Here is a 26,147-nt window from a genome sequence, read left to right on the forward strand (position 1 = left end):
GGCCGATTATGATGAGTGATAGCCCAAAAAAACTGGGGCGCAGTGATTGGAACGATTACATGGACAAAGTGAAAGCTCGAGATAAAGACGCGTTCGCTTTTGTATTCCGTTTTTACGCACCCAAGCTGAAGCAATTCGCTTACAAACATGTTGGTAATGAGCAAGTTGCTATGGAGATGGTGCAAGAGACCATGGCGACAGTTTGGCAGAAAGCGCACCTCTATGATGGGGAAAAGAGCGCGTTATCGACTTGGATATACACCATAATCCGAAACCTATGCTTTGATCTGTTGAGAAAGCAGAAAGGTAAGGAGTTACACATTCATTCTGATGACATTTGGCCGTCAGAATATTATCCACCAGATCTTGTTGATCACTATTCACCAGAGCAAGACATGTTGAAAGAACAGGTGGTTAAATTTTTAGATATTTTACCGAAAAATCAGAGAGACGTTTTACAAGCGGTGTATCTTGAAGAGCTACCTCATCAGCAGGTCGCTGAATTATTTGATATACCCCTCGGTACCGTAAAATCCAGGCTGAGGCTTGCAGTAGAAAAGCTAAGGCATTCAATGCATACGGAGCAACTATGAACAAACACCCAGATAACAGCTTGTTAGAAGCATACGCTTCGGGAAGCATTGATGCAGTTTCTGGTCTTGTGGTCGCAACCCATTTAGAAACATGCACCAAGTGCCGAGCTTATGTGAACCATGTCGAAGCCAGCCAAGCGAATATCGTGAGCGACATCCCCTCTGAATATGTCCCTGAATTCGACGATATGTTCAATGATATTATCAATGCGGAGCCAGCGACAGATAGCATCGTTATCCGAGATCCTGCCGCAGTGAATGTTGCAGGAAAGAGCTTTGAGCTTCCCAAAACCTTAGCGCGTTTCTCTGACCTTGTAGGGTCATGGAGAAGTTACGGAGGCAAGGTTTTCAGTGCTCAGATTGATCTAGGGGAAGATGCTCGTGTTAGCTTAATGTACATCGGAGAAGATGTGCAAATTCCTCAACATACGCACAAAGGCTTAGAATCTACATTGATCCTACATGGTGGGTTTAGTGACGAGGATGGCCAATATGAAGAGGGCGATTTGATGATTAGAGACGCGTCAGTGAAGCACAGCCCTTACACCAAGGCCGGAGAAGATTGCTTGTGTTTAACTGTACTGACTGAGCCGATGATCTTTACTCAAGGTGTGGCACGTATATTTAATATGTTTGGCAAAGGGCTATACCCATAGACCTCTTATCTCATATCTCGCAAAACAAAAACCACCGAATTCGGTGGTTTTTTGATGCGCTTCTTAGTGCTTGTGACGTGCTTTTTCTAATAAAGCATCAAAGTAATGTCGTAGCGAGTACAACATAATCAAGCTTGGCACGACCATAACAGCGGTAAGCACAAAGAACGTGCTCCAGTCATTGAGGTAGTCAACCAGTTCTCCACTGAAAGAAGCAAGAGTCGTTCGTCCGAAGTTCCCCAAAGAGGCAAGCAACGCATACTGAGTTGCCGAGAATGCTTGTCCGGTTAGAATCGTCAAAAATGAAACAAAAGCGACGGTTGAGAAAGCAGTTGTAAAGTTATCGACAATAATGGTTGCTAAATACAGGTGCTCATTTGGGCCTACCGATGCAATCCAAGCAAACATCAAGTTGCTGGCAGACATAGCAATACCGCCGATCATTAATCCACGTACAATACCAAACCTGACGTTGAACATGCTTCCGACAAAGGTAAAGAAGATAGTGGCTCCCCATCCGATCAGTTTGGAGTAATAACCAATTTGTTCGTTACTAAAACCAATATCTTTATAGAACGCGATCGACATCCTGCCCAAAAACGCTTCGCCAATTTTGAATAGGAAAACGAACAGCAAAAGAGTAATCGCGACACGGACGCCATTGCGATTAAAGAAGTCAAGGAAAGGTTCTACAACAGTCACAGTAAACCAAGCCACGACTTTTGAACCAACCACTTCTTTGTGGCGTTGTTCAGCGGCAGACTGAAGTTGTTCGCGTTGAGTCTTCGGTTCACCGACTAAAATCGTAAAGACCATTAGAATGCCGACTATCACCGCCATCCCGTAATACACGCCATTCCAACCGACGCTATCAGCATTAACAAACGCTAAATAACCCGGTAGTGAATAACCTGTCCACCAGCCAATGACCGCCATTGCAGAAGCTTGTGGCAGCTTAGATTCTTCTGATTTTGGGAAAGTATCAATACGAAAAGCATCTATCGCGATGTCTTGTGTGGCTGATGCTGTTGCAATACACAAGGCGAGTAGAGACGCAAACACCAAGTTCTCTGCTGGATTCACGCCCGCAATAAATACCGTCGCGACGAGTACTATACTTTGACAGAAGAAAATCCAGCTACGCCTTTGTCCAAGTAGTCGATAGAGCACTGGTAGCTTCACCCGGTCTACGAGTGGCGCCCAGAGAAAGTTAATTGCATAAACCGCAAAGACACTACCAAAGTAGCCTATTGCGGATAGGGTCAAACCAGCGTCTTTTAGCCAGCCAGACATATTTGAACCGATAAGTACCCACGGAAAGCCGCTAGAGCAGCCCAACATGAAAACCCACATGAGTCGTTTATCGAGGTAACTTTTTACCGTTTCCAACCAAGTGATGGAAGGTAATGAAGACATAAATCAATCCAATAAAATGAAGCCGTTGAAAGAGAAAGCCCTTCGATTATTCAAAGGGCTTATCGTTTTGGCTATTTAAGTAGTGTTGCTTTAGTGATGACGATTTGAGTCTCGGGAACATCACGCATACCGCGAGTCGTCGTAGTTGGCTGTTTTGCCATTTTTTGGATAATGTCGAATCCTTCCGTGACCTCGCCAAATACCGCATAACCCGGTGGACGAGCGCCGTAGTTTAGAAAATCATTGTCGACTAAATTGATAAAAAACTGACGAGTAGCAGAGTCAGGCGCGTTGGTGCGTGCCATTGCAATCGTCGCACGGTCGTTATTTAAACCGTTATTACCCTCGTTTTTGATTGGAGCGTAAGTCTTCACCATTTGCATATCTTGGTTAAAGCCACCACCTTGCGCCATAAAGCCTGGAATAACGCGGTGAAAAATAGTGCCTTCATAGCTACCGTCTTCTACATATTTCAGGAAGTTCGCTACCGTAATCGGCGCTTTATCTTCATTCAGTTCGACAGTAAATGAACCTAACGTTGTTTCAAACGCCACTTTTGGTCCAGCCCAAACGCTGCAGCTGAGTAGCGCGAGAGAAAGAATTGCCTTGCGTAACATTAGAAACGCTCCTGCATGTATTGACGAAGCTCAGGATCATTGGCAATTTCTTTAAGTGTTAATGTCACTACATCATTCAGTGTTTGCTCAATGTCGGCATCAGACGCACTCAATGTGCCAGAACGCTTCGCAGTGCCTGTGTAAGTTTTGACCAGTTTACCTTCTGGTGTTTCTGCGGTGATTTCAAGCACGACTTTCGCATCCATCTCATTTTCCATCACCGAATGTTTTACGTTAACTAATGCTTCTTGAACGTTTAATTCAATTGCATTGTTGCTGTTTAGATCGGCATGGAAGCCTTGAGATGAAAACTGCTTCTCTAATGCTTCTTCTAACGCAATACGTAAATTCTGTTTAGCATGAAGAGGAAGAATGTTCGAACGGCCGTTATCCACCAACGCCACGTACTGCGCTGCACGTACATCTTTGCTGGTCAAACTGTAAGTCTTGCCTTGAACAATTGGATTGGTGCTCAGTGTGCTTTCTGGCATCAAATTCAGCTGAGGCTGTTGAGGCGCTGAACACGCAGCAAGCAACGCAACCGAAGCCGCAAGTACCAATTTTCTCATTTTATTATTCCTTTTAACTATTTTGCTAAAGCTTATTTTGCGCTTAATTTAGCAGGATTTTTTGTGGCCTGTAAAATCACAAACTTATTGTTGGAAGCGATAAGTTTCACATTCTTATCGCCAAACAGCCGTTTTAGTTTTGCGTCGTAACCAAGATGACGATTTCCAATCACCAGTAACTTACCACCTTCACTTAATACTTGCTTTGCATCACAGAACATTTGCCAAGCAATATGATCGGTGATGGCCTGCTGTTGATGAAAGGGTGGGTTACACATAATCATAGAGCAGCTGTTGTGTTTAAAACCGTCCAAACAATTGTTTGCAACACACTGTATGTCTCTATTTTCACCAAGGTTATCTAGCAGGTTCTGCTTCGCGGACTCAAGCGCCATAAAGCTTTCATCAACACATGTTAATCGAGCATTCGGATTCAGCTGACCAAACTTCACAGACAGAACGCCATTACCGCAACCGAGATCGATAACATTATCTATCAATGGGTCTTGAGGTAGGTGCTGCAGCATAAAACGCGCACCTAAATCTAAGCTTTCTCCTGAATAGACATTTGGCATGTTCTTGAGTTCGATATCTTCGCCATCAACGCGCCAAGTCGTGAAAGGACTTACTTCAATTGTTGGTTCAACCGTTGCTTGAGCAAATACCAATCGGTGCTTTTTCCAGGCCAGAGATGTTTTTGTCTCACCCAAATATTTTTCAAACAGTTTTAGCGTTGAAGTATGAATGTCTTTCGCTTTATTAACTGCAATGACGGGGCAGGATGCAGGCAATGCTTTTCTTAACTGACTGAGTATCCAAACGAGGTGACGGTTACTTTTTGGCAGTTGCAGCAATACGAGTTCAGTATTGGAAGGTACGGGGTCCATCGTGGTTGCAAACGCTACCTTATTGCACTGGTTTTGCTCAAGGTTCTGCTGCACACCTTTATGAGAAATGAATGAATCACTCATTAGCGTTACATGGTGCTTTTCTGAAAACCAGCAGGAGAGGGCACCAAAGCTGTCATTAATCACGAGGATGTTTTGATTGTTTGGCAAAGCAAGTTCTTCAACATGATTAATAAGATACTCATCACCGGCATCCCACGCTTGTAGAGTTTCATTGCTGCGTTTTGGGAAACGATGAAGTGTTAAGCTTCGCTCGTGAAGATTCAGTTCGGTTTTCATAGCTAAATGTAAGTTGATTTAGAAATTAAGTGTTATTGTCGCAAATGATGACGTGTCGAGATACAAAAAGCTGTCAAATTTTACGTGTTCAGTGGTGGTCGCTCTCTAGGCATGTTCATGGCGTCAAGCGCTTTGAAATCAGTTGAACGTAAAATGCATCAATAATGAGAGTGATGTTTGAGTGATACACGTCTGCTTTACTTAGGTATATACTTATGGAATTCGCATCAATGAGGAACGAATATGATCCAAGAAATCATAGAGAAGAAACTACACAGTGAGCTGCAACCAAGCTATCTCAAAGTGATTAATGAGAGCTACATGCATAATGTGCCACCAGGCTCGGAGAGTCACTTCAAAGTGATTGTTGTGAGTGATTCGTTCGCGGGACAGCGTTTGATTGGACGCCATCGCCAAGTTCATCAAATTTTGTCAGATGAGTTAGATAACCACATTCATGCACTAGCTATTCATACATACACTGATGAAGAGTGGAAGCGTGAACAAGATGGCGCTCCTGATAGCCCTATGTGTATGGGTGGCGGTCACTAAAGACGCAAAATATAAAGGTGCAGAGAAAAGGTGGCTAAGGCCATCTTTTTTCGTTTTACATTCTTTAGGGGCATTGATGTGGCACAAATTCTGGTTAAAAAATGTGTTAACAGTGTTTCAACAAATGAATGGAAATTGCAGGATATTTCAGGCGATGAATATGACTTTTCCATAAGATATGTATGGAATATGGCATTTGTGCGATCGGTCAAAGTTATGACTATTCTTTGACCTTTTAGACCTGATTCTACCGAAATAACCCCTCTATTCTAATGATTGGTCATGGCATCAAGTTCCTAAAAAATGCTAGACTACGGCACCTGATAAATCTCGCGTATTCCTTGTGACGAGATTTTTAATAGGATGTTGCGATTTTGATGTTTAAAACAACATCAAAACCGGACACTGATGTCGTGTCTAAAAGTTACGCAATCAAAAGAATCTTTTTCCCGATAAAAGTAGTGCAAGTGCGTATGATTACAATAAAGAAGGGCTTGGATCTTCCTATCGCAGGAACTCCATCCCAGGTGATTAATGATGGTAAGACCATCAAAAAAGTCGCCTTGCTTGGCGAAGAGTACGTTGGCATGCGTCCTACAATGCATGTCCGCGTTGGTGATGAAGTGAAAAAAGCGCAAGTTCTTTTTGAAGATAAAAAGAACCCTGGCGTGAAATTTACTGCACCAGCAGCCGGTAAAGTGATCGAAGTTAACCGTGGCGCTAAACGTGTCCTTCAATCTGTAGTGATTGAAGTGGCAGGTGAAGAGCAGGTGACATTTGATAAGTTCGAAGCCGCTCAACTTTCAGGTCTAGATCGTGAAGTGATCAAGACTCAGTTGGTTGACTCTGGCCTATGGACCGCTTTACGTACTCGTCCGTTTAGCAAGGTTCCTGCAATCGAGTCTTCTACTAAGGCTATTTTCGTAACTGCAATGGATACTAATCCATTAGCAGCTAAGCCTGAGTTGATCATTAATGAGCAACAAGAAGCATTCATTGCTGGTCTAGACATTCTTTCAGCCCTGACAGAAGGCAAGGTTTACGTATGTAAATCTGGCACTAGTTTGCCACGCTCTTCACAGTCTAACGTAGAAGAACACGTCTTCGATGGCCCTCACCCAGCAGGTCTTGCTGGCACCCACATGCATTTCCTATACCCAGTGAATGCAGAAAATGTGGCATGGAGTATCAACTACCAAGACGTTATCGCGTTCGGTAAGCTGTTCCTAACTGGTGAGCTATACACAGATCGTGTTGTGTCTCTAGCTGGTCCAGTTGTGAATAACCCTCGTCTAGTTCGTACCGTAATCGGTGCAAGCTTGGATGACCTAACAGATAACGAGCTGATGCCTGGCGAAGTTCGTGTGATTTCTGGTTCTGTACTGACAGGTACACATGCAACTGGTCCACACGCATACCTTGGCCGTTACCATCAACAGGTTTCTGTATTACGTGAAGGCCGTGAAAAAGAACTATTTGGCTGGGCAATGCCTGGTAAGAATAAGTTCTCGGTAACTCGCTCTTTCCTTGGTCACGTATTCAAAGGTCAGTTGTTCAATATGACAACGACGACCAATGGTAGTGATCGTTCAATGGTTCCAATTGGCAACTACGAACGCGTAATGCCTCTAGATATGGAGCCTACTCTGCTGCTTCGTGATCTATGTGCAGGTGATACAGACAGTGCTCAAGCACTGGGTGCGCTTGAACTGGATGAAGAAGATCTAGCATTGTGTACCTTTGTATGTCCAGGTAAGTACGAGTACGGTACGTTACTTCGTGAATGCCTAGATACTATCGAGAAGGAAGGGTAATTTTCATGGCTCTTAAAAAGTTTCTTGAAGACATCGAGCATCATTTTGAGCCTGGTGGTAAACACGAAAAATGGTTTGCCCTGTACGAAGCTGTAGCAACAGTTTTTTACACGCCAGGTATCGTAACAAATAAAAGCTCGCACGTTCGTGATAGCGTTGACCTAAAACGTATCATGATCATGGTTTGGTTCGCGGTATTCCCAGCAATGTTCTGGGGTATGTACAACGCGGGTGGCCAAGCTATCGCTGCACTTACTCACATGCACGCTGGTGCTGACTTAGCGTCTGTAGTTGCGGGTAACTGGCACTACTGGCTAACGGAAATGCTAGGCGGAACGATTTCTGCTGATGCGGGCGTTGGCAGTAAGATGCTACTAGGTGCGACCTACTTCCTACCTATCTACGCAACAGTATTCCTTGTTGGTGGTTTCTGGGAAGTGCTTTTCTGTATGGTGCGTAAGCACGAAGTAAACGAAGGCTTCTTTGTTACTTCTATCTTGTTCGCACTTATCGTTCCACCAACGCTACCTCTATGGCAAGCGGCACTAGGTATCACATTTGGTGTTGTTGTTGCGAAAGAGATCTTCGGTGGTACAGGTCGTAACTTCCTTAACCCTGCACTTGCAGGTCGTGCATTCCTATTCTTCGCTTACCCAGCGCAAATCTCGGGTGACGTAGTATGGACTGCAGCTGACGGCTTCTCTGGTGCAACTGCTCTTAGCCAATGGGCTCAAGGTGGTAACGGTGCTCTAGTTAACACTGTAACTGGTTCTCCTATCACTTGGATGGACGCTTTCATCGGTAACATCCCTGGCTCTATTGGTGAAGTATCGACTCTAGCTCTAATGATCGGTGCAGCGATGATCGTTTACATGCGAATCGCTTCATGGCGCATCATTGCGGGCGTAATGATCGGTATGATTGCAGTATCGACTCTGTTTAACGTGATCGGTTCTGACACTAACCCAATGTTCAACATGCCATGGCACTGGCACCTAGTTCTAGGTGGTTTTGCATTCGGTATGTTCTTCATGGCAACGGACCCAGTATCAGCGTCATTTACTAACAAAGGTAAATGGTGGTACGGCATCCTGATTGGTGCAATGTGTGTGATGATCCGTGTAGTTAACCCGGCGTACCCAGAAGGTATGATGCTGGCGATTCTATTCGCGAACCTATTCGCACCTCTGTTCGACCATGTAGTGATTGAGAAGAACATCAAGCGGAGACTAGCACGCTATGGCAAGTAATAACGACAGCATTAAAAAGACGCTGGGTGTTGTTATCGGGTTGAGCCTTGTTTGTTCAATCATCGTATCAACAGCAGCAGTAGGTCTGCGTGATAAGCAAAAAGCTAACGCTGTCCTAGATAAGCAATCAAAGATCGTTGAAGTTGCAGGCATTGACGCGAACGGTAAGAAAGTACCAGAGCTATTTGCTGAGTACATCGAACCTCGTCTGGTAGACCTTGAAACAGGTAACTTTACTGAGGGTAATGCATCTACGTACGATCAGCGTGAAGCATCAAAAGATGCAGAACGTTCAATCGCATTGACACCAGAAGAAGACGTCGCTGATATCCGTCGTCGTGCGAATACAGCAGTGGTGTACTTAGTAAAAGACCAAGATGAAGTCCAAAAAGTTATCTTGCCTATGCACGGTAAAGGACTATGGTCGATGATGTATGCCTTTGTAGCCGTTGAAACTGATGGTAACACTGTGTCTGCTATTACTTACTACGAGCAAGGTGAAACTCCTGGACTTGGTGGTGAAGTAGAGAACCCTTCATGGCGCGATCAATTCATTGGCAAGAAATTGTACAATGAAGATCATCAGCCAGCGATTAAGGTCGTGAAAGGCGGCGCACCGCAAGGTTCTGAGCACGGTGTTGATGGCCTATCAGGAGCAACGCTCACTAGTAATGGTGTTCAACACACATTTGACTTCTGGTTAGGTGACAAGGGCTTTGGTCCTTTCCTAGCAAAAGTTCGTGACGGAGAACTTAACTAATGTCTAGTGCACAAAACGTTAAAAAGAGCATTCTAGCGCCAGTATTGGATAACAACCCAATCGCGCTACAAGTTCTTGGTGTATGTTCTGCTCTTGCAGTAACAACTAAACTAGAAACAGCTTTTGTAATGACGCTAGCGGTAACATTTGTAACTGCGTTGTCTAACTTCTCTGTTTCATTGATCCGTAACCACATTCCTAACAGTGTGCGTATCATCGTTCAGATGGCAATTATCGCATCGCTAGTAATCGTGGTAGACCAGGTGCTAAAAGCTTACCTATACGATATCTCTAAACAGCTATCTGTATTCGTTGGTCTGATTATCACTAACTGTATCGTAATGGGTCGTGCTGAAGCATTCGCAATGAAGTCTGCGCCAGTACCATCTCTTATTGACGGTATTGGTAACGGTCTAGGTTACGGTTTCGTTCTTATCACTGTAGGTTTCTTCCGTGAGCTATTTGGCTCAGGCAAACTATTTGGCCTAGAAGTTCTACCTCTAGTGAGCAACGGTGGTTGGTACCAGCCTAACGGCCTAATGCTACTAGCACCATCAGCATTCTTCCTAATCGGCTTCCTTATCTGGGTAATCCGTATTCTGAAACCAGAACAAGTAGAAGCGAAGGAGTAAGGACGTCATGGAACATTACATTAGTCTGTTAGTTAAATCGATTTTCATCGAAAACATGGCTCTGTCTTTCTTCCTAGGTATGTGTACTTTCCTTGCCGTATCGAAGAAGGTTAAGACCTCTTTCGGCCTAGGTGTTGCAGTTGTGGTAGTACTGACTATCGCTGTTCCTGTGAACAACCTAGTATACAACCTAGTTCTGAGAGAGAACGCGTTAGTTGAGGGCGTGGACCTTAGCTTCCTAAACTTCATCACCTTTATCGGTGTAATTGCAGCACTTGTACAGATTCTAGAGATGGTTCTAGACCGTTTCTTCCCACCTTTGTACAACGCGCTAGGCATCTTCCTACCGCTGATCACAGTAAACTGTGCAATCTTCGGTGGTGTATCTTTCATGGTACAACGTGACTACAACTTTGCTGAATCTATCGTTTACGGTTTCGGCTCTGGTGTGGGCTGGATGCTGGCAATCGTTGCTCTTGCAGGTATCCGTGAGAAGATGAAGTACTCTGACGTACCTCCAGGTCTACGTGGTCTTGGTATCACATTTATCACTGTAGGTCTTATGGCGTTAGGCTTTATGTCTTTCTCTGGTGTTCAACTGTAAGTCGGGTAAACCGCAACAATTAAGGAATAGTCAATGGACATTATTCTTGGTGTAGTGATGTTTACTCTGATCGTACTTGCACTAGTACTAGTGATTCTTTTCGCTAAGTCTAAGCTTGTACCAACAGGTGACATTACAATTTCTGTGAACGATGACCCTTCTCTGGCGATCGTTACACAACCAGGTGGTAAGCTACTGAGTGCTCTAGCCGGTGCTGGCGTATTCGTATCTTCTGCTTGTGGTGGCGGTGGCTCATGTGGTCAGTGTCGCGTAAAAGTTAAATCAGGTGGTGGCGACATCCTACCAACCGAGCTTGACCATATTACTAAAGGTGAAGCTCGTGAAGGTGAGCGTCTAGCGTGTCAGGTTGCAATGAAAACTGACATGGACATCGAGCTTCCTGAAGAAATCTTTGGCGTTAAGAAGTGGGAATGTACCGTTATCTCTAACGATAACAAAGCGACATTCATCAAAGAGCTTAAGCTACAAATTCCAGATGGCGAATCAGTACCTTTCCGTGCTGGTGGTTACATCCAGATTGAAGCACCTGCTCACCACGTGAAATACGCAGACTACGATATTCCTGAGGAATACCGTGAAGACTGGGAGAAGTTCAACCTTTTCCGTTACGAGTCTAAAGTTAACGAAGAGACAATCCGTGCATACTCAATGGCTAACTACCCAGAAGAGCACGGTATCATCATGCTTAACGTTCGTATCGCAACTCCGCCGCCGAACAACCCAGACGTACCACCAGGTATCATGTCTTCGTACATCTGGTCTCTAAAAGAAGGCGACAAGTGTACTATTTCTGGTCCATTTGGTGAGTTCTTTGCGAAAGATACAGATGCAGAAATGGTATTCGTTGGTGGTGGTGCTGGTATGGCTCCGATGCGCTCACACATCTTCGACCAACTTAAGCGTCTACACTCTAAGCGTAAGATGTCTTTCTGGTACGGCGCACGTTCTAAGCGTGAAATGTTCTACGTAGAAGACTTCGATATGCTACAAGCTGAGAATGACAACTTCGTATGGCACTGTGCACTGTCTGATCCACTTCCAGAAGATAACTGGGATGGTTACACTGGCTTTATTCACAACGTTCTTTACGAGAACTACCTACGTGATCACGAAGCGCCAGAAGACTGTGAATACTACATGTGTGGTCCACCTATGATGAATGCGGCTGTTATCGGCATGCTAAAAGATCTAGGTGTAGAGGATGAAAACATCCTACTAGATGACTTCGGTGGTTAATCCCTTCAAGTGATTGAATCTATGGCTAGCTCTCTAAGAGCTAGCCATTATTTTTTGTAGAAGTAAAAATAATATTCAACAGTTGATATAGGTAATTGGATTTAAGTAATCGGTCCCATTCCCCATATCAATTCAACAACATTGGGAGTTAACAAGTGAAAACGTGGCTTGTTGCATTCGCTTCTCTATTGATTTTGGCTGGCTGTGAGCAGCCAGCAGATCAAATTCATCTAAGTGGCCCTACCATGGGGACTTCTTATAACATCAAATATATCGAGCAAGATGGTATTCCTACGCCAAAAGCGATGCAGACGGAAATTGATCGCTTACTGGAAGAGGTTAATGACCAAATGTCGACTTACCGTGATGATTCAGAATTAAGTCGCTTTAACCAGCATCAAACGAGTGAGCCATTTACTGTATCGACACAAACAGCAACCGTAGTCAAAGAAGCGATTCGTCTCAACGGTCTTACTTTAGGCGCATTGGATGTGACAGTCGGTCCTTTAGTTAACCTTTGGGGCTTTGGCCCAGAAGCTCGCCCTGATGTCGTTCCTACAGATGAAGAGCTAGCGGCACGCAAAGCCAATACTGGCATTCATCATCTATCTGTTGATGGCAATAAATTGTCCAAAGATATTCCTAACTTGTATGTCGATTTATCAACTATTGCTAAAGGTTGGGGGGTTGACGTGGTTGCTGACTACCTTCAATCTGAAGGGGTTCATAACTTCATGGTAGAAGTGGGCGGCGAAATGCGTCTCAAAGGCGTGAATCGTGAAGGCGTGCCGTGGCGCATTGCGATTGAAAAGCCGACTATTGATGAGCGCTCAATTCAAGAAATTATTGAGCCAGGGGACATGGCAATTGCAACAAGTGGTGACTATCGTAATTACTTTGAGAGTAATGGTGTGAGATACTCTCATATTATTAATCCAAGAACAGGCAAACCTATTCATCATAAAGTGGTGTCTGTAACGGTATTAGATAAATCGTCGATGACTGCTGATGGTCTTGCAACTGGTCTTATGGTGCTAGGTGAAGACAAAGGCATGGCAATTGCGAACGAAAATAATATTCCTGTTTTCATGATTGTGAAGACGGAAAATGGTTTTAAAGAACTGGCTTCGGAAGCATACAAGCCGTTCATGAAGAAATAACAACAGAAGTGAGCATGTTCTTATGAGTACATTTCTAATTACGTTTGCAGTTTTTGTTGCGGTAATCGCAGCGATGGCTGTTGGCTACATCTTCCAGAAGAAAGTAGTGAAGGGTAGCTGTGGCGGTCTTGGTGCAGTAGGTATTGAGAAGGTATGTAACTGTCCAGAACCATGTGACGCGCGTAAGAAACGTGAAGCACGTGAAGCGGCGCGAGCTGAGAAATTGGCTGCATGGGAAAAAGATCGAATTGCTTAAGTATCGATCGTCCAAAGAGTAATACAAAATAACCCAGCTAAAGCTGGGTTTTTTTATATTTCTCGCTCTACTTCTCTGAGAGTTTATACTTTGCTTGCTACGTTTAATCTAGGATGACCGGAGGCTTAAGTCGGTGCAGACTTCACAGCCACGTCATTTCCCTTTAATCACCGTACTTAACTGTTATTTGGTTATATACTCAAACTAAAGCGCGTTAACTTAGGAGGAAATATGGAAATGCATCAACACGGTATGGCTGAATTGTTTCAACAATTAGGCCTCGGCAGCTCTCCTCAAGAGATAAAGGACTTTATTAACGAACATCGACACAAAAGAGCTTCAGCCCCTTTGCATGAAGCCAGCTTTTGGACAAGTTCGCAGGCCACATTTCTCAAACAAGCCATTGAAGAAGACGCAGACTGGGCAGAGTTGGTCGATCAGCTTGATGTGATGTTACGAGATTAAAGCACGTTTACAAACTCTCATTTCTATCAAGGCAGATTTAATTTATACTGTGTTTTTGAACAGTGTTTAATGGCTATGTCAGACCGAATCAGAAAAATCATTCACGTCGATATGGATTGTTTTTAAACTTGAGGGTATTAACTTAAGAAAAAATTTGTAAGTATTTTTATTGCTTGCTACCTTTTACTTAAAGGTAGCAATGCAATGGAAAAAATGTATGCAAAGAATAAATGATAAAACCTATAACAAGCACTGGATTTATCTTGATGATAACGATGTGCCACTTCTGTTGCCTTGCCTTTATAATCGTTACACCACCTTGAATGGGCTTTCTGTTGTCCATGAGAAAGTAAAGAACCCTGATACCGAACAATATGACTTCCAATTCAAGGAGGTTGAAATTGGTGAAGATGCTCAATATGTCAGGGGTGAGAAATTGGGCGTTTTCCTTGAGTGGTTAGAAGATTACGCCAAAGGATCAGCTCACCCCCTACTTATACTCGATAACCATACTACTCTTCCTGCTGAATATATGAATACATTCATTAATGACCATCTAATTCAGACGATGGAAGCTAGTGAAGTTGTAGTTAATCGAGCGGTGATGTCACTAAGTAGTTATTACAACTGGCTCTCTTACTTTTTTGATGCACCATATAAGAAAATCTTTATTTATTCAGAAAATAGAGAAATTGTTCGTTCAAATAACAAGTCGAAACTCATTATAAAGTACCTCCTTCCAGCGACAAGAGAACTGCTTTATAGAAATTGCAGCACCTTATTAAGTGAAATTACACTCCGAAATGGTGGGGAACTTGGCTGTCGAACTCGTGAAAACCAAGGATTTTACTTGAAGGACTTTAGGGCTGATGGTTCTACTCAAAAAGGCTTATTGAGTCTTTTTAAAGATATGGCGGATAACCCTGATAAAGAGGAATTTGAGTATCATCTAGCTTCTTTTCATGCAAAATATGGCTCAAAGAGAAAGCTTTATATTAAGCGCAATCACCTTGCATTAATGAAGAGATATTATAATTTGGAGCGACCAAAAACTGAGTGTAATCAGCTTTTGGTATCAAATTCAGTCAATGCTAGTCGAGGTAAAGTTGTATCTGAGCGATTTGGAAGCGATGTTTTTGCCGATGTATTAAAGAAAGTTCGCAAATTAATGCAAGAGAATCCAGAAGCTTACTCAGGCTACCAAGAGTTGGATAAAACGCTGAGTTACCACCACTTAAGACACTCATTTGGCACTGATATTTTTTATGAAGGTTGCCAAAAAGCAAAGAAATCATACGAATCGATTACCACGGAATCTGCGGTGTATATTGAAACCGCAAGACGCTTAGGACACAAAGTAGATAGCAAGTATTCAAACCAAACCACCAAAGTGTACATTCATGCTTGTGGTCAGAGAGAGCAGTTACTAAAGGAGGTGGTTCATGGATAATTTAGCGGAATTTTCAAGCGCTGAGATAGAAAAGGCGCTATCCAGTGAATTTAAGAAAAAGCAACCTATTACATCACTAGAGTTGCCTTTCTCTGTTCGGTCTATATCTATCCCTAGGACTGCACAGAATGCTGCTTATACTCTATCCATGACCGACACCAAGGACTCCGATAAGACAATCATCTACAAGGCAATGATTGCGGCTTATAACTACACCTTTTTTGATAAAAGCGCTGCGCTTTCTGCAAAAAATCTATTTTCGTCGGCAGCCAAACCATTCATTTCATGGCTTAATGCCCACAAAATTGAAAATCGCTACGAAATACTAAAGCTTTACGAAACCGACCGTATGGATGAGTTAGAGAATCATGGTGGGGATAGTCCATTAAACAGATTAAAGCCTGTGTTGGGTTATGCCATTGAGTCTGAATCATTAGGGAAAGAGTTAAGTAGTGATGAGTATGCGTATCTTATTGAACTGCGTGAAACAAAACCCACCCCTAACCTGAATAAAACCCAAAAATCCATAGCCAGTTATTTCGGTGCGGTAGATTGGTTGAGAAGAGACGATATTGGTATTGGAAGTGAGCTTTACTCTGCTCTCGCTTCCCCAAAGCTGGCGGTGAATTCATTAAGCCTAACCGCAGCCACTATTATTCTTGAATTGAAAACCTATAAAGATGAACTGCATACGCTGATTAAGAGTATGGAGCCTCAGCTAAGTCCTTGGTTAGTTATTGAGTCAAAGGGCATTAGGAATGAGAAGTGTAAAGCAGTCGGTAATCTCATTTATTTGATGTTGTCTGCTTACCATAAGCAAGATAATCCATCGAATACCCTTAAAGCAGCGCTAGAAGCGTTGATTCTTTCTAATTCAAGGAGTTTAGCTGCCTACAGCATCATTTCTTCTGCATTAAAGAGTCAGGATGAGTGCGATAGCCTTTTTCTGAATAAAGAGCGTGACAAAACGAAAGTTAATGTGGTGTTCACTCACTACCATTGTACCACATTATTAAATGGTACTCTTTTCTCTATCGAGTGGATTAAGGGTGTGTTAAAGGGTGATTCATCAAAAGCACTGACTGATGTCGAAGGGCTGATGTTTGCTTGGTTAATGGCAAGCTTAACAGTACAACCAACTGACATACCTAAACTAAGGCACTCTGATTTTAGATTGATGAAAGTTGGCGGGAGAGTCACCAATATTGAGTGTGAGTATTTTAAAGGTCGGGCCAAAGTGTTTCATACAACCCGCTCTTTATCCGCTCGAACACCAGAAGGTAAGGCGCTTTTAATACTACTAGAGCAGCAAGATGAAGGCTTGCCTTTCTTTACTAAGCAAGAGTTGGTGATGAGTAACCAAATTCGCTCATTTTTTGGTGCTTTTAATGCGCTACTTCAAACAAGCGATTTGTCTGAAAAAATTAAAGTTGCACACGAAAAACAGCAGCTACCCAATTTAATGCCTCAAGCAATGTGCGCCCTGATTTCTCACGGTATCCATCCTGAAAATGTGGTTAATAAGTACCCTAAAAGAATAGCGACAGAAGAGAGGCGTAAATTAGTCGTTCAATCGCCATCGCCTTGTCAGAGATACATTTTTGGTCTTCAGGCTATTAAAAATAGTGCGGTTCATGCATTTAGTGACCCATACACATTGCATTACCTGATCAATCGAAACTCTCACTCAAACCAAACCGAGAAAGTCAGCTACTTAACCGAAGAGAATGAAGAGTGGATGAATAGCTCTGGTCGAATCACTCGTGAGGTGATGCTGGATTTAATTCAGAATGTTTTTAACTTGAATTTTGACCAAGACAATGAAGAACAAGACAATGAAGAACAAGTCGCCGCATTTAACAGTGAATTCATGGCAGTCACAGATTCGATTGCCTACAAACATGAGGAAATGAATGCGAGGCTTAGAGTCGTCACAGGGCAAGAAAAGGGACGTGTTAATGAGGTGGGCGTGATGGCGTTGAGTAACCAAAAAGAAAATGAAGCGTTATCGCCAATCTATGTTTCAGATAGCCCTATCACGGTTTTAAAAATGCACAATTACCTCCATGAATTCAAAAAGAATTATAAGAAGCTCCTTTCTCATAATCCTGAACACTTGTTTAAAACCGTGATACCGACAGTGGAATGGCTAGAAGATACCCTACCTAAGTTGAGCAAAGCGTCACAACGTAAAGGTCGGGAGCAGTTTGACTTAATGATAAAAAATGGCGTGGTAATGAGCGTCTTTCATTCAATGTAAGGGGGAGCCATGGCGCTAACCGTATTAAAAAGTCCAATTGATAGTTTTTGGCATGAGCAGAATTTAAAGCTGACCGCTAACCCCTATTTCATGAGTGAGCAAGGTGATGTTTATTCTGATATTTGGCGCTTTAGAGATAAAAGAGATGGCAGCGTCAGACCATTGGATTTTTCATGGTTTGATTTGCCTGTGTTTAACCATGAAGCCATAGCGACTTACTTAAAGGATGGGTATGACTTCCCTTTAAATGCGAAGGAATATGCAAAGGTAGTTTGTCTGAGTGTTATCAGCCCTACGAGTGTTGTAAACGCTCTTTTTGCTTATCAAATGATGTTGCACCTTTTTGCTTTCTTTAAAGAAAGCAGTGCCGCAAGTCTTGCTGTATCGTTATTGGAGTCTTTTTGGACCTCGTTCATGGGAAGAACGGTTAACCAGTATGGATTTGTAAACCGTATATCAACGCCTGCTTACAGAGGGGCAATTGAGTCAGTTCGGTTTCATACAATAAGAAACAAACTCAAAGCGCTTGGTGTGGTTGGTGTTATTGACCCCTCTCTAACAAAAAAGAAAATTGAAAAGAGTTTAGATGACGTCTGCCAATCACAATACAGCACCACACTTGCTGAGTTTAAAAAAGGCGGTAGCTTTAACTTTCTTGGGCTTGAGTTGGGGCAGTATTACGTTGACTATCTTAATCAGGTTTATCAAAGCGACTTTCTGTATGCCTCCGTATGTCGATTGGTATTTGAGAGTATCGACACGAAATATGGGATGAAGAGTTTAGGTAGTGGTTCAGCTAATCCCCTTCGAGAAGTCATGCTTACAGCAATATTGGAGAATGTAGAGTACAAGCCTGCTGCCCACAGGAAGGGGATTAATTTTAATGCGCTTGCAGTGGAAGTGAAAGGTGCGCTTTTTGAGGAATACTCGAAGCGATTTGAGTTGGTAACGTCTTTAAAAGACCAATCCATTGAAGCGTTAGTCATTGAGTTAGGCTTATCCGCTCGAAGTGATGCAGTGGAATTAATCCGAGTATTGATGCTGCAAAAGTACTTAGGTTTGGAGGGGCATAAGACATCGCATGAGGTATGGCAAGGCTACTTGCTTTCCTTAGACAAAACCTTTTTAGAGGCGGAATCGTTAAGCCAATTATCCGCAGATGATGTGTACGAAAAAATGCTAACCATTGTCTCTAAACAAAGACTGGGGAGAGAGTCGTTTCTTGCTGATATTGGCGCTTGGGCAAATAAACAACTGTCTAATCACGAGGTTAAAACGTATCGAAACTTTAAGGGAGCTTTAGATACTCCGCTTTATGCGATGACTAACCTTATTGTGGCCTGGACAGGCTACCGACAATCTGAATTTGGTTTTCCATTGAGTGCGATACAGTCTGAGCCGAATTTGGATATTCTCGACAATGCTCACGTTCCATTTCGCTTCAAGCTTAATTGGTTTGTCCCTAAAACGGGCGGCTCGACCAAAATTAATCGAGAAATCACCTCTCAGTGCTATCAAGTTGCTGCGCAATTAAATGCGGTGTTTGGGCATGAAGGGGATGAGCCGTGCCTGTATCCTTACGAAGGAAATGCCACTAAAAAAGAAAATATCAATCAATCTGGAAAATACATTCAGCATAGAGTGAAAGCGAACTGGGAAGGCTTTGTCAGAGCGTACCAGCCTTTTAATGATGTGATTAAGCTCGATGCCTTAAATAGTAAGCACACTACGCAATTGACGATTGATGAGCAAAAAGAATTAGAATTGCTGTCAGCCAAATACAGTATTGGCAGTGCTCGTTATAAGAACTTGCTTTCTTGCGCTCAAAAGGTGAAAAAAGATTGGTTGCGACTGTCCTGCACAACGTTTAACTCCAATTATGCACTGAAAGTCTCTCTTATTTTATTTTCTAACGGTGAGGCTCTTGAAAATACAAAGCATCAAGAAGTCATCGAAACTTATCTTTCCGATGAAACGAAAGCACTGCTAACCAGTGGCACCGTGGATTTAAATGATACGAAAACCATGTTGGATATTAGCTCTGAGTTATTAGACGGTGTGCGCTATCCTTCTCCTCACGCTTTTCGTCATATATGGGCTGAGTCAGTTCTCACACGCTATCAGGGTGATGTGGGGGCGGTCATACGCCACCAGTTTGCTCACCTAGATAATTCGTTCTTCATGGCGTATCTAAGGGATAAAGATGCTAGAGGGATAATGCAATCAGCGAAGCAACGTTACCTAAACTCATTGGTCGAGTTGCTGATTATAGAGTCAGAGCAGGTTGGTGAAAAATACGTAGGCGGCCTGGCACAGTTCGTGAAAAAAGCGACATCATTAACGCAAGTGACAGATGATAATGGAATGCTTGCGCTAAGAGAGGCGGTAAGTGGTCGTATCATTGATGTTCAGGTGAATCCTTTCGCGACTTGCATTCCTCGTGATGGTGCGGACTGTAGAGCAAAATGTTGGAAAATGGGGTCGTTAAACCCACAAGATGCCAAGCCTGAGTTTTGCTTGAACTGTACCAATGCACTCATCACTGAGGGCAACATCAAAGGGATATGGCAAGTGATTCAACCAATGGTGAAAGAGGCGTTCCAGGAGCACGCTTTGGGTTTCTTGTTAGAGGCTCACCTACCAACACTCAAATCAAGTTGGAAGCGCATTAGAGAGCTTAGAAATGAAAAGAATGCTGACAGTGTTGACAAGATTTTAGCTGCAATTAGCAAAGCAATGAATGCGATAGAAAGTAAGGTTAAGGAAGAGGAAGCACTCTATGCATAATGATGTTGATTTAGATGAACTTATGTCGGATGAGTTTCTGGACTCGTTAGATGATACCTCTACCGAATCAGTTCCGAATGAACAACCAGCATGGCTTATTGATGATCCAGAGCATACAACCCATAAAGCTTACCATGCCATTCTTGATTTGAAGAAGGAAGCTGAAGAAGCGATTTCAAGCTTTGGCGAGGTAGTAACAAATAAGACTAAGAAGTTCTACCAAATTAAAAAGTCTAACGTCGCCAAAGTCGTTGGTCGGTCAGCACAAAGTATTTTTAATGCGTCCTCATTCAGTAAAGACATTGAAGCCTTCTTTGATGATGTTAATCAAGAACTCTTAGAGATGCATGAGCTTGAGCAAAAGAAGCAATTAAGTAGAAAGAAAACGGGAATCAGAGTTAAGAAAAAAGAAGTCATTGTTCAAAGTCACCAATCTTTAGAAAAGAAGTACAATGAACTCAAAAGCCGCAGCACTAAAGAAACATTGGATTTAGCCTCAGCTAGCCTACCTATCGACTTAAAGAGAAAGCTAGGGCTTATATAAAACGTCCAAAAAGCTATCCGTTTAGTGATACTAAAGGTAATCCTGTAAATGCTAATTCAGGAAAAGCGCTAAAACGTTTGTGCCCCAAAATAAGCTGGAATAAATACTCTACAAAATTTGGTGCTTGCGTTTTACCCTACGAAAAGTTATCCGATAGAATGTAACCCAACACTATTGAGCCTTCATTGTGTTTGTTTAATCTGTCAAACTTCCTATTTAATTGGTTAAATCGTCAGGTTATCTTGTTGAGGATAATAAATTACTGAAAATATTGTTATTATCCTTCTTATTCATCAGTAAAACGACTTCTATGAGATATGAATCCGCTCCTGTAACCCCTGTAGAAAGGCCAAAAACCACTAGAGAAAGAGCCGCTCACCAACGCCGAGAGCGTCAGGAAGAGCTGAGATATACCGCGAGCGATGAAAAACGATGGGCTGAAAATAGAGAGCGCGTTCTTGCTGAACGAAAACCTGCTCAACAAGCGTATGACCTTACGAAAGAAGAATGGAATAAGGACTTACAGGATCAAGCGAAAGAATACCAGTGGGACACCTCACAGCAAGAGAACGTCAGTATTGCCGTACTAACAGTTGAAGAAGCCAACGAGTATTTAGATTTGCTCATCAAAGACACACACGGTCAGCTTTCTACAGGTAAGGACTACACTGGCGTTGGCGTAGGACTCAAAGGGGCTTATGAAGTCGCTAAAGAGCTTGGTGGATGGGGAGCAACCGCCAAAGCCGTCAATATCAATGGTGTAATGAATATTGTGGTTGAGAACTACAAGCCTCGATATTTAGATCTCGGTATCCGTTGGCAACAAGCAACGCCTAAAATGCTTAAGATTGGTCACGCATTGAATACTGTCCAAGGTAATGTCCGTTTTTTGAGAGGCAACATCTATTTAGAGTTTGTGTTTAGTAGTGCGGTTAATGCGGTTGATTACATGCTGCACGATGAGAAGACGCTAAGCGAAGTCGTAGGCCAACTTACGGCGGATGTTGCTAAAGGTGTAGTTGCTGGCGTGGCCGCTCAGGGAGTGCTTTTGGTTGCTCGTGCTGGTGCTGGGATTTTGTTTGGGTTTTCTTTACCTGCCGCAGTTGGGTTAGGTTTGTTTGTTTATTCAGCATTTAAGATCGGTGGATATGTATCGGAATTAGATAATAAGTACAAATTCACTAAGCCAATGAAAGAAACTGTAGAGGCATTAATTGACTGATCATGTTAGATTTTTTAAAGAAACTTACATTTTTAATATTTTTTACAGGATTTGCGTTATGGTGCGGGTTGGGAGCTTATAATTTAATTCATACTGTAGAAAATGTAGGAATTAACCCCGTAATCAGAGTATCGGGATACCTTAACAATACGTCGTCATTTGTATTGTTTGGTTTTTTTCTTCCTTCTATCCCAATGGCATTACTCAACATTGCCAATGGCATTCAACTACCAAAGTTAACTCTGAGATTAATGCTATTCGGAGCATTAATCTTTGCTTTAATCGGACACTATTTCGATACCTCGTTAAGAAAAGGTATAGAAACGTCAAACTACATCGAATGTACATCTAAGCGAGAACTTACATTGAAGCACTCAAGCCGTATTTATGTTCTTCCACCTGCAAAGTGCGATGATTTAACTTAAAGACTTTTTACTGCGAACCCAGCCAATACTTTTTCTGGTGCGATGTTATTCATCGCATCAGGACTTCATAAGTAAACTTACCATACCTGTAGTTATTGATAGTTTGCTAATCTAACAAAGTCACTAGCAAGCTTTTGTCCAGAAACGTCACATTGGGCACTTTCTAACGCAAAAGTGCCCCAAAATGTAACTCGAAAAAACAACAGCGTATTGATACTCATTTATGTATTAAAAAGGCTAATAATGATTAAAGAGTTAATAGCTACCCTTTAAGGAAGTGATTTAAAAATCAGCCATTTAAGTACCTACTTCTAACTACGCGTATAATCCGTTCAAGCCGGGCATATTCAAAAATTGGGATGGCTGACCTTGCCTGTTCTCACCATTTCCGTTAAGCCTTCGAGTGCTATACGCTAATATACACGCTTGTTTAGCCCGAGTTATACCAACATAATGCAAATTCAAGTCTTGCTCCCAGTCAGGGAAAATGTACTCATTGAAATCTCCTGTGTATTGTCTGAATGGAAACACCCATTCATATAAATCCAAATGAAATACAATTTCAAACTCAAGTCCTTTTGACTTGTGTAAAGTCATCACCTGAACTTCGTTTTCATTAGGCTTATACTGCTTTAGATGGTTTGGGTTTTCCAAAACACTTTGTAGCGCCAAATGTTCAACGTCTTTCCCAGTGTGACCAAAAAGCATTCTACAGGTATGATGTAGCGCTGACTCTAACTCATCGTGGGTCACGCTTCTAACTCGCTTTATAGAGTTAATAACTTCAGCCCTAGAAACCAAAGTTAAGCTATTCGCTTTTGCTTCAAATTCAGAAACATCGCTAACTAAGAAATCTAGATTGAAACGATACTTCAAAAGATCTTGATACAGTTTGGTGATCTTTGAGTTCACAGATGACAGAGAGTCATCTGTGTACACCCTGAAAGGAATGGTTAAATGCTCAATCAAGCCTTCTAGACCAGAATTTCTTCTTACCAAAACAGCAACTTCAGAAAGTTCGACCCCAAAAGATTGTGCAGTCTGGGGAATATAATCATTTAACTGTTGCGCTAAATCCGTTTGGATCCCGTTGAATTGACGCTGAAACACTCGGATTTGATTGGTAGGTAACAGTGTCGCGTTTTGATCAAATAACCTATTTGCGTAGTTCGTAATAGAAGGATGACACCTGTGATTTACATCAATTCTGAGGTGCTGAAATGTATCTGTTTTTTCGATCAATTCATTGATGTATTTAGAGTCACTTCCTCTCCATTCATATATAGATTGATTTACGTCTCCTACCGCGATTGCTTTCAACCCCAGGCCTAACATGTTAAGAAACAATTTGTGTTGTGGTTCAGATGAGTCTTGATATTCGTCAATGTAAATAGATGTGTATTTCGAGCGAATGTATCGTCTACATGCCTCTGAGTTTTGCAATATCATATTTGCAATCACACCTATGGCTTCCAACAAAACAAAGCCTTCGCTGTAATGTCGTTGAAACTCAAGTTCTAGAACATGATAGTCTGTTGTACGTAAGACAACCTTTGGTTCGGAAAGATCTGGCAAACTCTGTTTGTACGCAGCATCTAAATCTTTGTATGATATGCATTCGACTTCGAGGTCAGTTTTCTCAAAAATTCTGTTCGCGAATGGAAAGATTATTTCACTCAAGCAGAAATGATCAATAGTGCCAAAAAAGCTAGATTTAGTATTAAATGCACCCGCTTTACAACGCTTACGCAGTTCCTTGCTTGCTTTCACAGTAAACGTTATGCCAATGACGCCTTGAAATTCGTTCAATCCATCTATTTCATTGCGTATTTTCTCTACAATTACAGTTGTTTTTCCGCTTCCTGGACATGCTGTAATTACCATGTTGCCGTCAGCTGAAATGGCATCAGCTTGCTCTTTGGTTGGGCTAAATGAATTGTTCATATCACCCTCTATAACTTAGCTTTTTTTACACAATCAAATAGCGGGCGGGCGAGCTCACCCTCAGCTATTTGTTTCAAGCTGTCTTTAGAAGAGACTAAGAACTCTCGCATTCTTATAGCTTTTTTCTCTGCTAGGTAGGATATCGCTTCAGCCAGTTCTTCTTTACCTGTGTATGCTAGTAACTCATTTGGTAATTCATAGGATAGGTCAGTTTCCAAATCAACTTTGGCTAAGTATGCTCCGCGAGGGTTTATATGCTTAGAAATAGTGGCCCAAGTATCATCTTCCACCAAAGAAACAGATGTCGTTGTTATGTCTCGATGCTCAAGCTTCTTAAAACCAGTTAAGCTCAAGCAGCGATTTATGCCTGCTAAGTTCCTTTTTTCTTCTTTTTTCTCTGTGATTTTGAATACGTCATTGTCTGTTCTGATTACCCAAGGAACTTCTAATGCTTTTAAGACATTCACATATACTTCAAATTGAACACCATCAACAGACAGAATCGAAATGTTGTAGTAATCCAAGTTGATATTCAATGACTTAGCTAACTCAGTGTAGAACAGCTTTTCAGATGGACCTTCCACCAATAAGACTGCCTTTGCGAAGAATGCTTCGGCAGGAAGGATACTCATTCGGTAACCGAGACTATCCCAAGATTCACTAATACAATCAGAGCAGCCATTGCTAGCGGCATAACTAGAGTTACCACGTTTAATGATGTTAATGATTGAATCCGGCGTGTACTGTTCAGTAATTTGAGGAGAGTGTGAAGTAAGAATCGTCTGGCCTTGCAACTCATTAATCAAATAGTTTGCAAGCTTTCTCTGTTGATGAGGGTGCAAGTGTGCCTCTGGCTCCTCAATGCAATATATAACCACCTCATGGTCTGGGTCGAACTCTCTTTGGCTCTTAGCTTTCCATAGAGCTAAAAGAATCTGGTTATTTCGGCCATCACCCCCCAAAAGCATTTTCGAACCATTAGTTGAGGCGTTCAACTTCAAACCATCGATAAACTGCTGTACTTGTATAGAGCCAGAATCTAGATGAACCTCATAGTCATGATAGGTATGAGCAAGTTTCTTCAACTCACTATTTACTAGACTTGTAGAATCTTTCACATAGTTTAGTTTTCTTACTCTATCATTAACGATATTTAAGCTTCTTCCTATCTTTGATAGCTGTTTCAAGTCCGCTTCACGCTCAGCTCCTGCTATTTCATTTTGGGAGATTTTTAGTAGGTGTTTCTTTTCTGTCTCAATGAACTTATGTAAGTTGCGTTGCGCATTAACGTATCTTAAGTTTATGTACTTCAGATAATATCTGCCTGTAACTTCTTCTAATTCTGATTCACTTTCGCCGACGAATATCTTGTAATCTAGACTTTTCCGGAATCCGACAATCTTGAAAACGGTTTTTGCGTCATCACTAACATGACCTTTTAAAATTGAAAGAACAGCGTCTTCTTTCACTTCATCGAAACGTATAGAGATACTAAAATCATCAGCTTGTGTACCGTCATCGCGAATATGGAAGTCAGTCTCCGACGGCTCTATGTCTCGCTCTGAAAATGATTTGTCTAAAAGAAGTCTGATACCATGAACTAGATTTGTTTTACCTACATCATTCGCTCCAATAATCAGTGTACTTGCGGAAAAATTGACTACCGCGTCAGAGAAATTTCGATAGTTCACAACATGGACTTGTTCTATTTTCATCTAGCGACTTAA

24 protein-coding genes are annotated in these 26,147 nt (G+C 42.1%); 18 read left to right on the forward strand and 6 right to left on the reverse strand.

The genetic code is table 11. The annotated features are described in order from the left end of the window. Positions 1–8: 8 nt before the first annotated feature. Together L3V32_RS06760 and L3V32_RS06765 are read left to right on the forward strand one after the other, a co-directional pair. A complete protein-coding gene (locus tag L3V32_RS06760; protein ID WP_005380255.1) occupies positions 9–593 on the forward strand; it encodes an RNA polymerase sigma factor in 585 nt (194 codons plus the stop codon). Beyond that, positions 590–1,249 carry a ChrR family anti-sigma-E factor gene (locus L3V32_RS06765; protein WP_114323558.1) on the forward strand — a complete coding sequence of 220 codons (660 nt, stop codon included), beginning with the start codon at positions 590–592 and terminating at the stop codon, positions 1,247–1,249. The genes L3V32_RS06760 and L3V32_RS06765 overlap by 4 nt, the downstream gene beginning before the upstream one ends. Positions 1,250–1,312: 63 nt before the next feature. On the opposite strand, the gene L3V32_RS06770 is transcribed toward L3V32_RS06765, so the two are convergent. The 4 genes from L3V32_RS06770 to L3V32_RS06785 form a co-directional block, all read right to left on the reverse strand. Further along, entirely contained in the window at positions 1,313–2,665 is a 1,353-nt protein-coding gene (locus L3V32_RS06770) for an MFS transporter (RefSeq protein WP_006742554.1), read from the reverse strand. A gap of 71 nt (positions 2,666–2,736) precedes the next feature. Beyond that, positions 2,737–3,282, reverse strand: a complete 546-nt coding sequence (locus L3V32_RS06775; protein ID WP_053809811.1) for a peptidylprolyl isomerase — start codon at positions 3,280–3,282, stop codon at positions 2,737–2,739. Continuing rightward, entirely contained in the window at positions 3,282–3,851 is a 570-nt protein-coding gene (locus tag L3V32_RS06780; protein WP_012841484.1) for a YajG family lipoprotein, read from the reverse strand. The genes L3V32_RS06775 and L3V32_RS06780 overlap by 1 nt, the downstream gene beginning before the upstream one ends. 32 nt (positions 3,852–3,883) lie before the next feature. Then, the gene (locus L3V32_RS06785) at positions 3,884–5,038 is read right to left on the reverse strand and encodes a methyltransferase (RefSeq protein ID WP_109169588.1); all 1,155 of its coding nucleotides are present in this window, start codon (positions 5,036–5,038) and stop codon (positions 3,884–3,886) included. Between the two features lie 243 nt (positions 5,039–5,281). Here L3V32_RS06785 and bolA point away from each other — a divergent pair, with 243 nt between their 5' ends. The 16 genes from bolA (at position 5,282) to L3V32_RS06865 (ending at position 22,476) form a co-directional block, all read left to right on the forward strand. Further along, positions 5,282–5,590, forward strand: coding sequence for a transcriptional regulator BolA (bolA, locus tag L3V32_RS06790; RefSeq protein ID WP_237284017.1), 309 nt, complete (start codon positions 5,282–5,284; stop codon positions 5,588–5,590). 473 nt (positions 5,591–6,063) lie between these two features. Beyond that, complete coding sequence (locus L3V32_RS06795; protein ID WP_041853022.1) at positions 6,064–7,404, forward strand: Na(+)-translocating NADH-quinone reductase subunit A; 1,341 nt, start codon at positions 6,064–6,066, stop codon at positions 7,402–7,404. Positions 7,405–7,409: 5 nt separating this feature from the next. After that, complete coding sequence (locus tag L3V32_RS06800; RefSeq protein WP_237284018.1) at positions 7,410–8,654, forward strand: NADH:ubiquinone reductase (Na(+)-transporting) subunit B; 1,245 nt, start codon at positions 7,410–7,412, stop codon at positions 8,652–8,654. Continuing rightward, a complete protein-coding gene (locus L3V32_RS06805; RefSeq protein WP_006742550.1) occupies positions 8,644–9,414 on the forward strand; it encodes a Na(+)-translocating NADH-quinone reductase subunit C in 771 nt (256 codons plus the stop codon). Before L3V32_RS06800 ends, L3V32_RS06805 begins: the two co-directional genes overlap by 11 nt. Further along, a complete protein-coding gene (locus L3V32_RS06810; protein ID WP_005380269.1) occupies positions 9,414–10,046 on the forward strand; it encodes an NADH:ubiquinone reductase (Na(+)-transporting) subunit D in 633 nt (210 codons plus the stop codon). Before L3V32_RS06805 ends, L3V32_RS06810 begins: the two co-directional genes overlap by 1 nt. Before the next feature lie 7 nt (positions 10,047–10,053). After that, complete coding sequence (gene nqrE, locus L3V32_RS06815) at positions 10,054–10,650, forward strand: NADH:ubiquinone reductase (Na(+)-transporting) subunit E (protein ID WP_005380270.1); 597 nt, start codon at positions 10,054–10,056, stop codon at positions 10,648–10,650. 33 nt (positions 10,651–10,683) lie between these two features. After that, a complete protein-coding gene (gene nqrF / locus L3V32_RS06820; RefSeq protein WP_005380271.1) occupies positions 10,684–11,907 on the forward strand; it encodes an NADH:ubiquinone reductase (Na(+)-transporting) subunit F in 1,224 nt (407 codons plus the stop codon). Positions 11,908–12,062: 155 nt separating this feature from the next. Then, entirely contained in the window at positions 12,063–13,067 is a 1,005-nt protein-coding gene (locus tag L3V32_RS06825; RefSeq protein WP_047008896.1) for an FAD:protein FMN transferase, read from the forward strand. A gap of 22 nt (positions 13,068–13,089) precedes the next feature. After that, positions 13,090–13,323: a (Na+)-NQR maturation NqrM gene (nqrM, locus tag L3V32_RS06830; RefSeq protein ID WP_005436655.1), complete on the forward strand. Its 234-nt coding sequence runs from the start codon at positions 13,090–13,092 to the stop codon at positions 13,321–13,323. A 231-nt stretch (positions 13,324–13,554) separates the two neighbouring features. After that, the gene (locus tag L3V32_RS06835) at positions 13,555–13,788 is read left to right on the forward strand and encodes a DUF2789 domain-containing protein (protein ID WP_012841486.1); all 234 of its coding nucleotides are present in this window, start codon (positions 13,555–13,557) and stop codon (positions 13,786–13,788) included. A gap of 217 nt (positions 13,789–14,005) precedes the next feature. Further along, the gene (locus L3V32_RS06840) at positions 14,006–15,238 is read left to right on the forward strand and encodes a site-specific integrase (RefSeq protein ID WP_237284019.1); all 1,233 of its coding nucleotides are present in this window, start codon (positions 14,006–14,008) and stop codon (positions 15,236–15,238) included. After that, positions 15,231–17,498: a hypothetical protein gene (locus tag L3V32_RS06845; RefSeq protein WP_237284020.1), complete on the forward strand. Its 2,268-nt coding sequence runs from the start codon at positions 15,231–15,233 to the stop codon at positions 17,496–17,498. Before L3V32_RS06840 ends, L3V32_RS06845 begins: the two co-directional genes overlap by 8 nt. 9 nt (positions 17,499–17,507) lie before the next feature. Next, positions 17,508–20,285, forward strand: a complete 2,778-nt coding sequence (locus tag L3V32_RS06850) for a hypothetical protein (protein WP_237284021.1) — start codon at positions 17,508–17,510, stop codon at positions 20,283–20,285. Next, positions 20,278–20,829, forward strand: a complete 552-nt coding sequence (locus L3V32_RS06855; RefSeq protein WP_054390486.1) for a hypothetical protein — start codon at positions 20,278–20,280, stop codon at positions 20,827–20,829. The genes L3V32_RS06850 and L3V32_RS06855 overlap by 8 nt, the downstream gene beginning before the upstream one ends. 310 nt (positions 20,830–21,139) lie before the next feature. After that, positions 21,140–22,051, forward strand: a complete 912-nt coding sequence (locus L3V32_RS06860; protein ID WP_025816241.1) for a hypothetical protein — start codon at positions 21,140–21,142, stop codon at positions 22,049–22,051. 2 nt (positions 22,052–22,053) lie between these two features. Continuing rightward, positions 22,054–22,476: a hypothetical protein gene (locus tag L3V32_RS06865; protein ID WP_025816239.1), complete on the forward strand. Its 423-nt coding sequence runs from the start codon at positions 22,054–22,056 to the stop codon at positions 22,474–22,476. A gap of 315 nt (positions 22,477–22,791) precedes the next feature. Here the strand turns inward: L3V32_RS06865 and L3V32_RS06870 are convergent, their stop codons facing one another. Together L3V32_RS06870 and L3V32_RS06875 are read right to left on the reverse strand one after the other, a co-directional pair. After that, on the reverse strand, positions 22,792–24,420 hold the full coding sequence (locus tag L3V32_RS06870) for a UvrD-helicase domain-containing protein (protein WP_213868170.1): 1,629 nt from the start codon (positions 24,418–24,420) through the stop codon (positions 22,792–22,794). 8 nt (positions 24,421–24,428) lie between these two features. Then, complete coding sequence (locus L3V32_RS06875) at positions 24,429–26,135, reverse strand: ATP-dependent endonuclease (protein ID WP_139059583.1); 1,707 nt, start codon at positions 26,133–26,135, stop codon at positions 24,429–24,431. Between the last annotated feature and the right edge of the window lie 12 nt (positions 26,136–26,147).

It is taken from the genome of Vibrio sp. J2-4 (assembly GCF_021728155.1).
Lineage (GTDB): Bacteria > Pseudomonadota > Gammaproteobacteria > Enterobacterales > Vibrionaceae > Vibrio > Vibrio diabolicus.

Bases quoted from the DNA above. Each gene is read 5' to 3' on its own strand.
- L3V32_RS06760 (WP_005380255.1), top strand. From the start codon at position 9: ATGATGAGTGATAGCCCAAAAAAACTGGGGCGCAGTGATTGGAACGAT.
- L3V32_RS06765 (WP_114323558.1), top strand. From the start codon at position 590: ATGAACAAACACCCAGATAACAGCTTGTTAGAAGCATACGCTTCGGGA.
- L3V32_RS06770 (WP_006742554.1), bottom strand. From the start codon at position 2,665: ATGTCTTCATTACCTTCCATCACTTGGTTGGAAACGGTAAAAAGTTAC.
- L3V32_RS06775 (WP_053809811.1), bottom strand. From the start codon at position 3,282: ATGTTACGCAAGGCAATTCTTTCTCTCGCGCTACTCAGCTGCAGCGTT.
- L3V32_RS06780 (WP_012841484.1), bottom strand. From the start codon at position 3,851: ATGAGAAAATTGGTACTTGCGGCTTCGGTTGCGTTGCTTGCTGCGTGT.
- L3V32_RS06785 (WP_109169588.1), bottom strand. From the start codon at position 5,038: ATGAAAACCGAACTGAATCTTCACGAGCGAAGCTTAACACTTCATCGT.
- bolA (WP_237284017.1), top strand. From the start codon at position 5,282: ATGATCCAAGAAATCATAGAGAAGAAACTACACAGTGAGCTGCAACCA.
- L3V32_RS06795 (WP_041853022.1), top strand. From the start codon at position 6,064: ATGATTACAATAAAGAAGGGCTTGGATCTTCCTATCGCAGGAACTCCA.
- L3V32_RS06800 (WP_237284018.1), top strand. From the start codon at position 7,410: ATGGCTCTTAAAAAGTTTCTTGAAGACATCGAGCATCATTTTGAGCCT.
- L3V32_RS06805 (WP_006742550.1), top strand. From the start codon at position 8,644: ATGGCAAGTAATAACGACAGCATTAAAAAGACGCTGGGTGTTGTTATC.
- L3V32_RS06810 (WP_005380269.1), top strand. From the start codon at position 9,414: ATGTCTAGTGCACAAAACGTTAAAAAGAGCATTCTAGCGCCAGTATTG.
- nqrE (WP_005380270.1), top strand. From the start codon at position 10,054: ATGGAACATTACATTAGTCTGTTAGTTAAATCGATTTTCATCGAAAAC.
- nqrF (WP_005380271.1), top strand. From the start codon at position 10,684: ATGGACATTATTCTTGGTGTAGTGATGTTTACTCTGATCGTACTTGCA.
- nqrM (WP_005436655.1), top strand. From the start codon at position 13,090: ATGAGTACATTTCTAATTACGTTTGCAGTTTTTGTTGCGGTAATCGCA.
- L3V32_RS06835 (WP_012841486.1), top strand. From the start codon at position 13,555: ATGGAAATGCATCAACACGGTATGGCTGAATTGTTTCAACAATTAGGC.
- L3V32_RS06840 (WP_237284019.1), top strand. From the start codon at position 14,006: ATGCAAAGAATAAATGATAAAACCTATAACAAGCACTGGATTTATCTT.
- L3V32_RS06845 (WP_237284020.1), top strand. From the start codon at position 15,231: ATGGATAATTTAGCGGAATTTTCAAGCGCTGAGATAGAAAAGGCGCTA.
- L3V32_RS06850 (WP_237284021.1), top strand. From the start codon at position 17,508: ATGGCGCTAACCGTATTAAAAAGTCCAATTGATAGTTTTTGGCATGAG.
- L3V32_RS06855 (WP_054390486.1), top strand. From the start codon at position 20,278: ATGCATAATGATGTTGATTTAGATGAACTTATGTCGGATGAGTTTCTG.
- L3V32_RS06860 (WP_025816241.1), top strand. From the start codon at position 21,140: ATGAGATATGAATCCGCTCCTGTAACCCCTGTAGAAAGGCCAAAAACC.
- L3V32_RS06865 (WP_025816239.1), top strand. From the start codon at position 22,054: ATGTTAGATTTTTTAAAGAAACTTACATTTTTAATATTTTTTACAGGA.
- L3V32_RS06870 (WP_213868170.1), bottom strand. From the start codon at position 24,420: ATGAACAATTCATTTAGCCCAACCAAAGAGCAAGCTGATGCCATTTCA.
- L3V32_RS06875 (WP_139059583.1), bottom strand. From the start codon at position 26,135: ATGAAAATAGAACAAGTCCATGTTGTGAACTATCGAAATTTCTCTGAC.